Source organism: Bacillus sp. AF23, from assembly GCF_020861455.1.
Lineage (GTDB): Bacteria > Bacillota > Bacilli > Bacillales > Bacillaceae > Bacillus > Bacillus halotolerans.
This window is the reverse complement of the sequence record NZ_JAJHVY010000030.1, coordinates 84,149-97,835: the sequence shown is the minus strand read 5'-3', so window position 1 is coordinate 97,835 and position 13,687 is coordinate 84,149. Positions and strand designations below refer to the sequence as shown.

Annotated in this window: 10 protein-coding genes; all 10 read left to right on the top strand. The window is 45.3% G+C overall.

Annotated elements, in window-relative coordinates; all coding sequences use genetic code 11:
- Window positions 1-9 precede the first annotated feature (9 nt).
- The 10 genes from essB (at window position 10) to LNN34_RS16240 (ending at window position 13,658) form a co-directional block, all read left to right on the top strand.
- Complete coding sequence (gene essB, locus LNN34_RS16285) at window positions 10-1,365, top strand: type VII secretion protein EssB (protein WP_044158962.1); 1,356 nt, start codon at window positions 10-12, stop codon at window positions 1,363-1,365.
- 60 nt (window positions 1,366-1,425) lie between these two features.
- Window positions 1,426-5,913 (top strand): type VII secretion protein EssC, encoded by a 4,488-nt coding sequence (gene essC / locus LNN34_RS16280; protein WP_229043817.1) that lies wholly within the window; start codon window positions 1,426-1,428, stop codon window positions 5,911-5,913.
- Window positions 5,910-9,107 carry a type VII secretion protein EsaA gene (gene esaA, locus LNN34_RS16275; RefSeq protein ID WP_229043815.1) on the top strand — a complete coding sequence of 1,066 codons (3,198 nt, stop codon included), beginning with the start codon at window positions 5,910-5,912 and terminating at the stop codon, window positions 9,105-9,107. Before essC ends, esaA begins: the two co-directional genes overlap by 4 nt.
- 31 nt (window positions 9,108-9,138) lie before the next feature.
- Entirely contained in the window at window positions 9,139-9,591 is a 453-nt protein-coding gene (gene essA / locus LNN34_RS16270; protein ID WP_082687825.1) for a type VII secretion protein EssA, read from the top strand.
- A gap of 63 nt (window positions 9,592-9,654) precedes the next feature.
- Window positions 9,655-10,386 (top strand): (S)-benzoin forming benzil reductase, encoded by a 732-nt coding sequence (locus LNN34_RS16265; protein ID WP_059292637.1) that lies wholly within the window; start codon window positions 9,655-9,657, stop codon window positions 10,384-10,386.
- 197 nt (window positions 10,387-10,583) lie between these two features.
- Window positions 10,584-11,114, top strand: a complete 531-nt coding sequence (locus LNN34_RS16260) for an HD domain-containing protein (RefSeq protein ID WP_044158955.1) — start codon at window positions 10,584-10,586, stop codon at window positions 11,112-11,114.
- Between the two features lie 185 nt (window positions 11,115-11,299).
- The gene (locus LNN34_RS16255) at window positions 11,300-11,536 is read left to right on the top strand and encodes a YuzF family protein (RefSeq protein ID WP_069486978.1); all 237 of its coding nucleotides are present in this window, start codon (window positions 11,300-11,302) and stop codon (window positions 11,534-11,536) included.
- 409 nt (window positions 11,537-11,945) lie between these two features.
- Window positions 11,946-13,055: an AI-2E family transporter gene (locus tag LNN34_RS16250; RefSeq protein ID WP_059292639.1), complete on the top strand. Its 1,110-nt coding sequence runs from the start codon at window positions 11,946-11,948 to the stop codon at window positions 13,053-13,055.
- Window positions 13,056-13,114: 59 nt separating this feature from the next.
- The gene (locus LNN34_RS16245) at window positions 13,115-13,336 is read left to right on the top strand and encodes a spore germination protein (protein ID WP_069486979.1); all 222 of its coding nucleotides are present in this window, start codon (window positions 13,115-13,117) and stop codon (window positions 13,334-13,336) included.
- A gap of 73 nt (window positions 13,337-13,409) precedes the next feature.
- Complete coding sequence (locus LNN34_RS16240) at window positions 13,410-13,658, top strand: YueH family protein (protein WP_069486980.1); 249 nt, start codon at window positions 13,410-13,412, stop codon at window positions 13,656-13,658.
- Window positions 13,659-13,687: the final 29 nt, after the last annotated feature.

The following is a 13,687-nucleotide window of genomic DNA, read 5'->3' as shown; positions in this document are numbered from 1 at the left end:
TCTGGTTGAATGTCAGGTGAACAAACATCATATTTAGAAAACCAATTAGAAGCTGCTTCTCAGAAAACGGAAGACGGTTATACATTTACCTTTCAACGGGAAAAAATAAAGCTTCTGGACGGTCTCGAAGCGAACGTCATCAAGGATGTAAATCCATCTTTTCATAAAGAGATCGATGTGACGGAAGACGAAGTGATCATCACAATCCAACCTCCTCCCTCCTATAAAGAATTTCGCTTGATAAAAGCTAAAGATAAAAAAAGCAAATGGCAGTTTGTCTATCAGCTTGTTCAGGCTGTACAGCAGCACAAGTTATCAAGGCTGCATTTGATTGTGGCCCCGGAAAACATTGTATTCGATAAAGGACTGACCCCATATTTTCTTCATTACGGCGTAAAAGAAAGCATTCCGCCTTACGAGCATGATGAGGAAAGAGTCTGGCAGGAGCTGAAAGCCGCAGCGGCTTTGGCAGTCGACGGCGCTTTTGCATTTGAGGACTATTTGAAATTCAATGAGACGCTGACATTCTCTCCGGAGGCAAAAGCGATATTGGACGCGAAGTCCTATGATGAACTGCTCGAGCTGATTCAGACACATATCGATGAGCTCGAAGCCAAAGCAAAAACATACATACATATCCCGAAAAAGAAATGGAACATCCAAAGATATATCGGCCTGGGACTCATTGTGTTGCTTGTGCCGGCTCTGATTTATTCGATGTACGCTTTATTTTTCGCGCAGCCGAAGCATCAGGCGATTGTGGAAAGCAACCGCTCTTTCTTGAACAAGCAGTACAGCGGGGTCATCAACACGCTGGCTAAATATGATGCGGAAAGCCTGCCTGAATCAGTGCAGTATCAGCTTGCAATGTCTTATGTTGAGGTTGAAAAATTAGGCGACACTCAAAAGAAACAAATTGAAAATAATCTGGTCACGCTGCAATCAGATCCACAGCACTTTCTTTATTGGATAGACATAGGGAGAGGCGAGAATAAAGAAGCCGTTAGTATCGGAAGAAAGCTGGAGTATAACCCGTACATCGGGCTGGGGCTGATTCGATATAAGGCTGAGATATTAGCAGATGACAGTATGAAAGATGATGAAAAGCAAAAAGAATTGGATACGGTACAAAGCGAGATCGACCAAATTACCAAACAAATGAAAGAACAAAAAGAAGAAGCGATAACAGACTCGGCAGAAACTGATACAGCCAGCCAAGCCGCTGAAGAACAATCAGATAAAGAAAAGCAGCAAGCTGAAGAGAAAGCGGCAGAAGAAAAAGCCGCAGCCGAGGAAAAAGCGAAAAAAGAAGAACAAGAGAAAAAAGAGAAAGAAAAGAAAGATGAGAAAAAAGATGACAAATAAAGTGAAACATGAAGTTCAGGTCATCGCACGCCGTATTTCGGCCGTTAGGGGGTTCGCCATTTGAGTCTATTATGGGTTTTCTATCAGCAAAACGTCCAAAAACTAAAACTGTCTGATCTCCCGGCGTCCCAGCCGGTGACCATAGGGCCTGAGGTGAAGGATTCCATAACGATCGGCACCATTCCGTTTGAGAACGGAGTAATTTCTCTTCAAAGAAAGGAATCCGGCGGCCAGTACGATGTTTTCCTGGGAAATGATTGCCTGGGCAGTCTTGAAACTGATACATCATTTTCTCTTCAAACGGATCAGCAGGAGATACGTCTGTTTTTAATTGCCGGCAAGCCTGAAAAATCCGTTTATTTTACAGGAAACAGAGACGAAATGACATGTTCCTCAGAAAAGACAGATGCAGATATCTATCTGAACCCGAATGATTGTGCTTTTGCGGAGCAAAGCACATTTTCATTACTGCATATCGGCGAGAAATGGTCGATTCTCCCAAAAAGCGGGAATGTGTTCTTGAATGGAGAGAAGGTACTAGGTGCTGCACCGCTCAAGCCGGGGGATGAAATATTCTGGAACTTTACGCAAATGAGAGTAACTGAACAAGACCTCTTAGAAATTGTTCATTACACACCGCTTGAAACAGTGTTAACCAAAACGGTCAAACCAAGCACAGAAATGCAGAAGAAATATCCGCAGTACAGAAGAACGCCGCGAATGGTGTACGATTTGCCAGATGACCGTGTGTCCTTCAGTTTCCCCTCTCAGGAGAGCGATCAAACCAATAGAGGGCTATGGCTCGTCATCCTGCCTCCGCTTGTGATGCTGATCGTGATGGGGGTTGTCGCGATCATCCAGCCGCGAGGCATATTTATACTCGTATCACTGGCAATGTTTATGATGACCCTTATTACCTCGACCGTTCAATATTTCCGGGATAAAAACCAGCGGAAAAAACGCGAGGAAAAGCGGGAGCGCGTGTATAAGCTTTACTTAGATAATAAGAGAAAAGAGCTTCAGGCGCTTGCTGAAAAGCAAAAGCAGGTTCTTGACTTTCATTTTCCTTCCTTTGAACAAATGAAGTACTTAACAAGTGAAATCAGTGACCGAATTTGGGAAAAATCGCTCGAAAGCAAGGATTATCTTCAGGTTCGGCTCGGGACCGGAACAGTTCCTGCAAGCTATGAAATCAATATGAGCGGCGGAGACTTGGCGAACCGTGATATTGATGACCTTATGGAGAAATCGCAGCACATGCAGCGTGTCTATAAGGACATTCGCAATGCGCCGGTTACGGTCGATTTGGCGGAGGGGCCGATGGGCCTTGTCGGGAAATCGCAGATTGTTAAGAATGAGATTCACCAGCTGATCGGCCAGCTTTCGTTTTTCAACAGCTATCACGATTTGCGCTTCGTCTTTATTTTTCATGAAGAGGAGTATAAAGACTGGGAGTGGATGAAGTGGCTTCCGCAATTTCAAATGCCCCATATTTATGCGAAAGGCTTTATTTATAATGAACAAACGCGTGACCAGCTCCTGTCCTCACTTTATGAATTGATCAGAGAGCGCGATCTCGAAGAGGACAAAGAAAAACTGCAGTTTAAACCGCATTTTGTATTTGTCATAACGAATCAGCAGCTGATTTCAGAGCACGTCATTCTTGAATATTTAGAAGGGCAGCATGAGCAGCTGGGCATCTCTACAATTGTCGCCGCGGAAACAAAGGAAAGTTTATCAGAAAACATTACGACCCTTGTCCGCTATATCAACGAAAATGAAGGCGACATTTTAATACAAAAGAAAAAAGCAGTAAGAATTCCGTTCCGGCTCGATCATCATCAGCGCGAGGACAACGAACGGTTTTCACGCACGCTTCGCACGCTGAATCACCAGGTGGGCATTACGAACTCCATTCCGGAAATGGTCTCGTTCCTGGAGCTTTTCCATGCGAAGGAAGTAAAAGAAATCGGAATCCAGCAAAGGTGGCTGACGAGTGAATCGTCAAAGTCGCTGTCGGTGCCGATCGGCTATAAAGGGAAGGATGACATTGTGCATCTGAACCTTCACGAAAAAGCCCACGGTCCGCACGGTTTGCTTGCGGGGACGACAGGTTCGGGGAAAAGTGAATTTCTCCAGACCTACATCTTGTCACTTGCGGTGCATTTTCACCCGCATGAAGCGGCTTTCTTATTAATTGACTATAAAGGCGGAGGAATGGCGCAGCCGTTCCGCAATATTCCCCACCTGCTTGGCACGATCACCAATATTGAAGGCAGCCAAAACTTCAGTATGCGCGCGCTCGCTTCGATTAAAAGCGAGCTGAAAAAAAGGCAGCGTCTGTTTGATCAATATCAAGTCAATCACATCAATGACTATACAAAGCTGTACAAGCAGGGGAAAGCAGAAGTAGCAATGCCGCACTTATTCTTAATTTCAGATGAATTTGCAGAGCTGAAAAGCGAAGAGCCTGATTTTATCAGAGAGCTTGTCAGTGCCGCACGTATCGGCCGAAGCCTTGGCGTACATTTGATTTTGGCGACACAGAAGCCGGGCGGTATCATCGACGACCAAATCTGGAGTAACTCGCGCTTTAAAGTAGCGCTTAAAGTTCAGGATGCCACCGATAGTAAAGAGATTTTGAAAAACAGCGATGCCGCGAACATCACGGTTACCGGACGCGGTTATTTGCAGGTCGGAAACAATGAAGTGTACGAGCTGTTCCAATCCGCCTGGAGCGGGGCCCCTTACTTAGAGGAAGTTTACGGAACAGAGGATGAAATCGCGATTGTCACGGATACCGGCCTGATCCCGCTTTCTGAGGTCGACACGGAAGAAATGGCGAAAAAAGAGGTTCAGTCAGAAATCGAAGCAGTGGTTGACGAAATCGAACGCATTCAAGAGGAAATGGGAATCGAGAAGCTGCCGAGCCCTTGGCTGCCGCCGCTTGCGGAACGTATCCCGCGCACTCTTTTCCCATCAGAAGAAAAGGACCATTTCCACTTTGCTTATGTTGATGAACCTGATCTGCAAAGACAGGCGCCGATTGCTTATAAAATGATGGAAGACGGAAATATCGGCATTTTCGGCTCCTCAGGCTATGGAAAATCGATTGCAGCGGCAACATTCCTGATGAGTTTTGCAGACGTCTACACGCCTGAAGAGCTTCATGTCTATATCTTTGATTTCGGGAACGGAACGCTCCTGCCATTAGCGAAGCTGCCGCACACGGCGGATTACTTCCTGATGGATCAGTCGAGAAAAATTGAAAAGTTCATGATCCGGATCAAAGAGGAAATCGACCGCCGAAAACGTCTGTTCCGTGAAAAAGAAATCAGCCATATCAAAATGTACAATGCGCTGAGCGAAGAAGAGCTTCCATTCATTTTCATCACAATCGACAACTTTGATATCGTCAAGGATGAGATGCATGAGCTTGAATCGGAATTTGTCCAGCTTTCCAGAGACGGACAAAGCTTGGGGATTTACTTTATGCTGACGGCAACGCGCGTAAATGCTGTCCGCCAGTCGCTCTTGAACAACCTGAAAACAAAGGTTGTCCATTATCTGATGGATCAATCTGAGGGATATTCCATTTACGGACGGCCGAAGTTCAGCCTTGAGCCGATCCCGGGGCGCGTGATCATTCAAAAAGAAGAGCTTTATTTCGCCCAAATGTTCCTGCCTGTTGAAGCAGAGGATGATATCGGCATGTTCAACGAGCTGAAAGCAGAAGTGCAGGTTCTTCAGGATCGCTATGCTTCACTTCAGCAGCCGGCTCCGATTCCGATGCTGCCGGAAAGCCTGTCGACGAGAGAGTTTTCTCTCCGCTTCAAGCTGGAACGCAAGCCTTTATCTGTCCCGATCGGGCTTCATGAAGAAACCGTCAGCCCGGTGTACTTTGACTTGGCTAAGCACAAGCATTGTCTGATATTAGGGCAGACACAGCGAGGAAAAACAAACGTCTTAAAAGTGATGCTTGAGCATCTGCTTGATGATGAAACGGAAATGATCGGTTTGTTTGACTCGATCGACCGCGGTTTATCCAAATATGCAAAAGAAACAGATGTCGCATACATGGAAACAAAAGATGATATTGAGCAGTGGATTGAAACAGCAGAAGACATTTTTAAAACAAGAGAAGCAATGTATGTAGAAGCCGTTCGCCAGGGAGACGCACAAAGCCTGCGATTCTCTCAAGTGGTTCTGATGATTGACGGAATTACGAGATTCCAGCAGACGATCGATACGAGAATTCAAGACCGCTTGGCGAACTTTATGAAATCTTACGCGCATCTTGGCTTCAGCTTTATTCCGGCAGGCAATCACAGTGAGTTCTCCAAAGGCTATGATTCCCTGACGACTGAGATGAAGCAAATCAGACACGCTATCCTGCTGATGAAAAAATCTGAACAAAATGTCATTCCTCTTCCGTACCAAAGACAGGAGCCGGAGATTCAGCCGGGCTTCGGATATGTTGTGGAAAACGGGAAGGAGCAAAAAGTTCAAATTCCTTTATGTTCTGCTGAAAGGGAGAGTGCTAGATGACAGAACAACGAAAAAACTTGATCAAGTTAATATCAGCCGTCATCATTATTTTGCTGCTGCCGGTTTTGTTTTTCCGGTTCATCGGGGAAGATCCGGCGAAAAAAGCAGCCAATTCCACGCGGCAAATCGCAGTGGTGAATGAAGACACAGGCGTATTGAGTGATGAGGTGAAAGCGGGCGATGAAGATGATCAATCCGCCCAGTTCGGTAAGGAAGTAGCTGCCGTTCTGGGGGAACGTCCTGATTATTCTTGGACGGTCGTGAACCGAAGTGCAGCCGAAACAGGCCTGAAATCGAAAAAATACGATGCGATCGTCTACATTCCCTCAGATTTCTCAAAAAACATTTTGAGCTATGACAAAGAGCGTCCTCAAAAAGCCACGCTTGAGTTCAGCATTCAAGATAACCTGAATGCGGTCAACAAAGAAAAAGTGCAGCGTGAGCTTGAAGATGCCCAGAAAACAATGAACAAAAAAATGTCGGCCTTATATTGGAACTTTGTCTCACAAAAAGTGGACAATATCAGAGGAGAGTTTGACAAGATCGTCAATAAAGAATCTGAATTCCAAAATGTCATGTACAATTTCTACAAACCAAGCTCTAACGATTTGGCAGGTGAGATCAAACGCCAGAAAGACCTAATCGATGAGCTGAAGAAATCAATGAATGAAGCCCAAGGCACGACAAAAGAAAAAGCTTCGACAGCGGAGGAAGCAAAAAACACGCTGAAGGACTTCGTTGATACAGTGGAACGATACAAAGAATATCAAGAAAATCAAAAAAAGCTGCTATTGGCAGCTCAGGATTCAACTCAGCAGCAAATCCAGACAGGATTGGATGCCATTTCAGCACAGCAAAAGGCCAATCAGTTCAGCGAGCAGATGAGCGGCCTGTCAACAGGAATCAGCCAAGTGAAAACACAGCTTGGACAAACCAGCACAGTTCTGGCAGGCGCCCAGCAAATCAGGGAAGGCCAAGTGCCCCAGCAGGAACTTGGCATGGCAAATATACAAAGCAATTTAATCGATCAGTATCAGGCCGCATCAAGACAGGCTGCATTAAACCAAGTATACGGACTGCTTGTTGAAGCGCGCGAGGCGCTCACTGTTGCGAAAGGTGACCCGCAGCCTGATGGAGATGATGGTTCAGATGATGAAGATAAAGACCCGAACGAAGAAAACCCTGAAGAACTGAAAATCGATCTTGAAAAACAGCGTGAAGAATTGAAAAGCATTGCCGCTGACATTCAGGACATTTCAGACAATTTGAAGGAGCCTGAAAAAGAGGAGCCGGCGCCAGAGAACCCGTCCCCTGAAAACCCGGATCATCCTGATGATGGAAGCAGCCCAAATCCTGATGATACACAGGGAGACACCGGAAACAATGATAACAGCAGTGATACCGGGAAAGACGGACAAACGGACGGCAATAATCAGAATCAAGACCAGCAGCAGGGAACAGACGGTCAGGAGCAGAACGGAGATGCCTCCCATGGTGAGTCGGACAGCGGACAAACCGAAACGGGCACATCTGCCGAACAGACTGCTTCATCTGACTCTGCCCTTCAATTTATCCAGCTGGCAAATGAAGACGGAACCGGAAGCGACGGAGACACAACAGAGCCCGGAAATGAAGATCAACCAGGAAATGACGACATTTCTGATATCGCAAAAGCGAAAGAACAGCTCAGCAAGGCGTCTGAGCGAATCAAGCAAATTGAAGAAGAGCTCAAAGAAAAAGAAACTGCCCATAATGAAGAACTGAAAAAGAAGTTAGAGGAACTAAAAGAGCAAATGGATGGTCTGAATGATGAAATTGATGACCTGAAAGACAAAGTGAAAAAGCTCGAAGGTAAACTTGAAAATCTCGAAGCGAAACGGAAGCGGGAGTTTGAAGGGATTTACAGTGCGATTCGCGAGCTTGAAAATAAAGATCAGCTTCAATTTCCAGGAGAAATCAATACAGAAAGCATCTCCGCTTTAATGAGATACTATAAATATTTATCTGTGTATGACTCTGTATTATCCGGAACGGTTGACAGCACTGCAAAAACCAATGCCATTGACGGCCAGCAGGGCAACGTCAAATCAGTCCTAGCCATCAAACCGGAAGAATCAGCAAGCTGGGAAGATCTCAAAAACAACACGATGCAAACCGATGAAGACATCGACAATTTCATCAACGGCATGACCGAGTTTGCAGACAACTACGGCAGCTATATCCGTGATTCTCAAGCCGGTGTTCTCGACGAACTGACGAAAATCTCTGAGAGTGCGTCAAAAGCTTCAGAACAGCTTGTAACCGGCGCGGCGCAGGAATCTGCAACGTTCAATAATGATGGCCTGTCAGGCACAATGGCACTGAGCGTGCAAGATACGGTCGGCCAGGAAGTGCTGCAAATGTCAGACGTGATGGGTTCATTATCTGAACGCCAGTCAGGCATTATTGATTACACAACCAACATGCAGCAAAGCGTAAATGATGTGCAGACGAAAGCTGACACATTAAACAACAACTGGGGTAAAAATGTTGCTTCCACGAAGCTTGTACGCAGTGACGTATACGGCATTCTGGGCAATACATTAGTAGATGGCCAAAACAACGGCTATGTATATGATTACTTGGCAAATCCGCTCAAAATCAGCGGTCAGGTTCCGGAAGAAAAAATTCAGACGGTGCCGCCGGTTGTCATCCTGGTTATTATTTTGATCAGCAGTCTGTTAATCGGATATTTCAGCTCGTATTATCAGAATGCGCCGCTGCTCGTCAAAGGAGCGCTTTTCGGAATTCTGAATATCCTTGTCGGCTTGATGATCAGCTTGTTCGGTTTGAATATTTATTCACTGCCGGACGATCAGACGATTAAGTGGTCTGTATTTACGATTTTATTGCTGGTCGCAAGCTCTGCCTTTATCCGGGCGGCATTCCGATTCGGATCAATTCCTGGATGGGTTGCTTCAGCGGCAATGATTTTATTCTATGTTGCGCCGCTTATTGATTTAATTATGCCGAACTTCACATTTGAAGATCCGGTGTCTAAGGTATACATCGACATCCAGTACGGAACAGGGCATTTGTTTACAATGGGAATATCGGTTCTGCTGATCATTACGTTGATTGCAGCGGCTCTGCCGCTTGTCATTCGCTTGATAGCAGAAAAAACAGCGGAAAGCGATGAAACGTATGAAGCGTAATCGCAGCTTGGAAAAGGGGATCATGATATGTATGCTCTCCTTTTCCCTTTTCATACCCTCTGCCGCTGCTGCCGAAACCGAAGAAAATACGGATGTCGCGCCAAACCAATATGAAAAGAAAGACATTGAAATCGATACGAATTATTTGCATGAAGATTCTTCCTATGAGGAGAAAACAGAACTGCCTGAGGAGCAAAAGGATATTACCTTTGATAAGCCGAAGGATCGGGACGCCGAGCTGATAAAGGATTTGTTTACATCAACAGATGCCGAGGGCTCCAACACCATCGCGGCTCAATCTAAACAGCTGGGGATTACATTTGCCGAGAAACCGATCACAAAAGCGTCATCAACGGAAATGAAAGAAAAAGGTTCATCTTCACTCCTGCTTCCGATCATCTATATCGTGCTGATTCTGCTCGGGATCGCAGGCATTGTTTTTCTCATACCAAAGGTTATCGTGCAGGAAAATAAAAAGGCATAAGCGCCCGCGCTTGTTTTGCATAAAAGCGGTCCGTACAATAAGAACGGAAGGAGGAGGTTTCCAATGGAACTTTATATCATCACCGGAGCGTCAAAAGGACTAGGGAAAGCCATTGCATTACAGGCTCTGGAAAAAGGCCATGAAGTACATGCCCTGTCCAGAACAACAACAGATGTTTCTCATGAGAAACTGACACAGCACCAGATCGACCTGATCAATCTCACAGAGGCTGAGCAGCAATTCAAAACAGTGCTTTCATCCATCAATCCGGCTGATTATTCAGCCATCACACTGATCAATAATGCTGGAATGGTAACGCCGATCAAACGCGCTGGAGAAGCGTCTCTTGAAGAGCTGCAGCGCCATTATCAGCTTAATCTGACAGCGCCCGTGCTCTTGAGCCAGCTGTTTACCAAACAGTTTGCCGCTTTCAGCGGAAGAAAAACAATCGTCAATATTACCTCTGGCGCGGCCAAAAACCCATACAAGGGGTGGAGCGCGTATTGCAGCTCAAAAGCCGGGCTTGATATGTTTACGAGAACGTTCGGATTTGAACAGGAAGACGAAGAACGGCCGGTGAACATGATTTCTTTCTCACCGGGTGTCATGGACACTGACATGCAGGCCGTCATCCGTTCATCATCGAAAAAGGATTTCCACGATATCGAGCGGTTCCGGAAATTGAATGAAACAGGAAGCCTTCGCAGTCCGGCCTTTATTGCCGGCACGCTGCTTTCTTTATTAGAGAAAGGCGCGGAAAACGGGCGCATATATGATATTAAAGAGTTTTTGTAGAGCAGAGTGAATCTGCTCTTTTTTTATATAAAAAGGCGATAGCTTAAGCATTCCGGAGTTCGGCTGCATATACTGACTGAAACTCTGCTTTTAGGGTATAACAAACATGAAAAGTAAACAAAAATGATATGACATAAGAATTGAGTTTCTCTGCAAATTATGTTAGGATTCTAAAAATATCTAAAGGAGGGGTTTCCATGAGAAAGGTTACATTAATGGATGTCTTTACCCATCCAATTGCACAAAAATATTTACAGCGTTCCGGCGTGGCTCATGCGATTGCCTGCGCCTATCATGCATACAGGCTGTCTGTAAAGGCTGATATCAGCCCTGATTTAGCCGCAAAAGCGGCATTGCTGCATGACATCGGACATTATGAATGGTATACAGACGGAAAATGGGATTATGAGAAATACAGAAGAAATGACATCCATGCCATTAAAGGGGCGGAACGGGCGCATAAGCTCTTGATTCGTCTTGGTGAAGAACCGAAAGCGGCGAAGGAGATTGCCCTTGCCATTTTGCTTCATACCGATTCCTATCTGCCTGAAGGTGAACTCGATAAAAATACGCTGCAGCAGATTGTCAAAAAAGCGGACGAACTTGATGAAGAACCTGGCGGCCACCATCATTACCGACAAATTGACGAAGCAACCGCACTGAAAAAAATAGAAAAACTGGACCGATTAATCGACCAAGCCCAGTCTTCTATAAAAAAGCCTGTATAGGTCCCGCCTGTATTCGGAACAGCGTCCGCTTTCTTCGCTGTCTCCGTTTCATCACCATTTCCTTACACCCGCGTGAATCACACTCCCCAATCGTCTCCGCATCCCCTGGTGTTATCCGGTAAGCCTGTGTCATTATCCTTAACCGTGGCATAAGCTGAGATAAAACATATAAAGGGGATTGAAGTATGGCCAACAAAGGTAGTCCTCAACTGGTCTCATTAGTCGATCCTTATGTCTATCAGACCATCAAAAAGCTCATTGGCTCAAAATTCATTATCCAGACAGTACGAGACACGGTCAGAGGCAGACTGATTGATGTAAAACCGGACCACATCATCATTGAAGCAGCCCGAAATTCTGTTTTTTTAATCAGTATCCAGCACATGATTTCCGTCACGCCAGATTACAGTGAACGGGTGTAACAGTGCTTGCGCTTGAAAAATAGGCGTACACCGGGACGTCCTATTTTTCAGTTAAGCGCTGTAAAAACGCCCCGTCATAAGCGGTTATCTGAAATAAAGCGTAAACAACAACCGAAGTGATACCCGCCCGCAACCTTTACATATAAACGGGGCTTCCCGGCAAACGGAGCACAGCGCCGCTGCCTCTCGGTCATTCTATCGTTTTGATTCACATCAAGCAGGATAAATTCTAAACGTTAAGCTAGTCCACAAGTACATAAATCAGTGCGGCGTCCCTGCCGTATGTCACAGCCTGCATAATCAACAGTCCGTTCGCTGATTAAGAGTTCTGATATCAGTTCATTTTTGTTACAATGATGGGGTGCAAGTCTTTTATCTGATAGACAAAGAAAAACTAGGAGGAACAAGCTTGTTGAAATCAAAAGTCCATTTTTGGACATTGCAAATTTTATTTGTTTTGCTGATTATTTTCGTAGCAACAAAAGTTTCATTTGTGTTTCAGCCGTTTATCGTGTTTATCTCGACATTGTTTTTCCCGATGCTGATCGCCGGAATTCTGTATTTTATTTTTAATCCGGTCGTCCGACTGCTTGAGAAAAAAATGCCGCGGACATTATCGATTCTGCTCATCTATTTAGCATTTATCGGTTTGCTAGCCTTTGTTTCTGCGGCAGTCGGGCCTGTCATTACATCGCAGGTAACCGGGCTGTTTAACAATCTTCCTGAATATATAAAACAGATTCAGGCATTAACAAAAGATTTATCTCACTCTCAGTGGTTTACCTGGATGATGACACAGGATTATGTATCCATATCAAAAATTGAACAGTCTCTGACAAGCTTTCTCCAAAACCTGCCGCAAAATATTACATCCAGTTTATCGGCGGTGTTTGGTGTCGTGACAAATATCACACTTGTCATTATCACTGTTCCGTTTATCCTCTTTTATATGCTGAAGGATGGACACCGCTTTCCGCACCTGGCAGTCAAAATTCTTCCGGCTTCTTACCGGACAGAAGGTCTAAAGATCTTTAAAGATTTATCCGACACACTCGCTGCGTATTTTCAGGGACAGCTGTTAATCTGTCTTTTTGTAGGGACAGCGTGCTTTATCGGATACTTGATTACCGGGCTGCCATATGCGCTGATTCTTGGAATTGTCATGGCCATTACAAATATCATTCCTTATGTCGGGCCTTTTCTCGGCGCTGCGCCGGCTGTTATTATCGGCTTTATGGATTCACCGGCCAAAGCGCTTTTTGCGATCATTGTGGTTGTGATCGTTCAGCAGCTCGACGGAAATCTGCTTTCTCCGCTCGTTATCGGAAAACGTTTGAATACGCACCCGCTTACCATCATTTTGCTGTTGATTGGAGCAGGAAGCTTCGGCGGCATTCTCGGCATGATTTTAGCTGTGCCGGTGTATGCGGTAGTCAAAGCGTTTTTCCTGAATATCGTGCGGCTGATCAAGCTGCGCCAGCGGTCACGCCTTGAAGAAAACGAACGTCCCGCTGAATAGGCGGGCACCATTGGCTCCTTTCCGCATATGATGCTGTAAATCAGTGCGGAGGTGGGGAAATGCCTGCGATTGTAGGGCCGATATATATTATGTCTATATCAGGTGATGCTGCGGCCAGCTTTGGAGATGTGTTTGCGATTGCGCCGAAAAGCGTCGATCACACAGGTGCTGGGTCTGGCACATTTCAGCTGGGGGATTTTGTGAAGATCAATAACGAATATAGTAAAACAATTTTAAACGATGCCGATATCATTGATGATACCGTTTCGTTTAACTGGTAACAGCCTTTTCTAGAGAGGCTGTTGCTTTTTTATTGTATAATATGGATAGTCTTTTAGTTAGCGAGGTCATGTTATGAAAATCAGAAAAGCAAATATCAGCACACAAACAGGAATGATCACTGATGTATATCTGCATGAAAACAGAAAAGAGCTGCATACGCTAGTAGCCGTTCCGCAGCTGGAGTGGAGCACGATTATTTCATACGAGGAAGAAAAAACATCGCTGCCTGAACGGCTGGAGGCTTCTTTGCGCCGGCATACAGCGGACGAGCCTGCTGGTGAGCTGGCAAAAAAAATCATTCACTGGGTAACGGAAATGTAACAGCCCTTGAAAGTTTAGCCCCCGCAGGA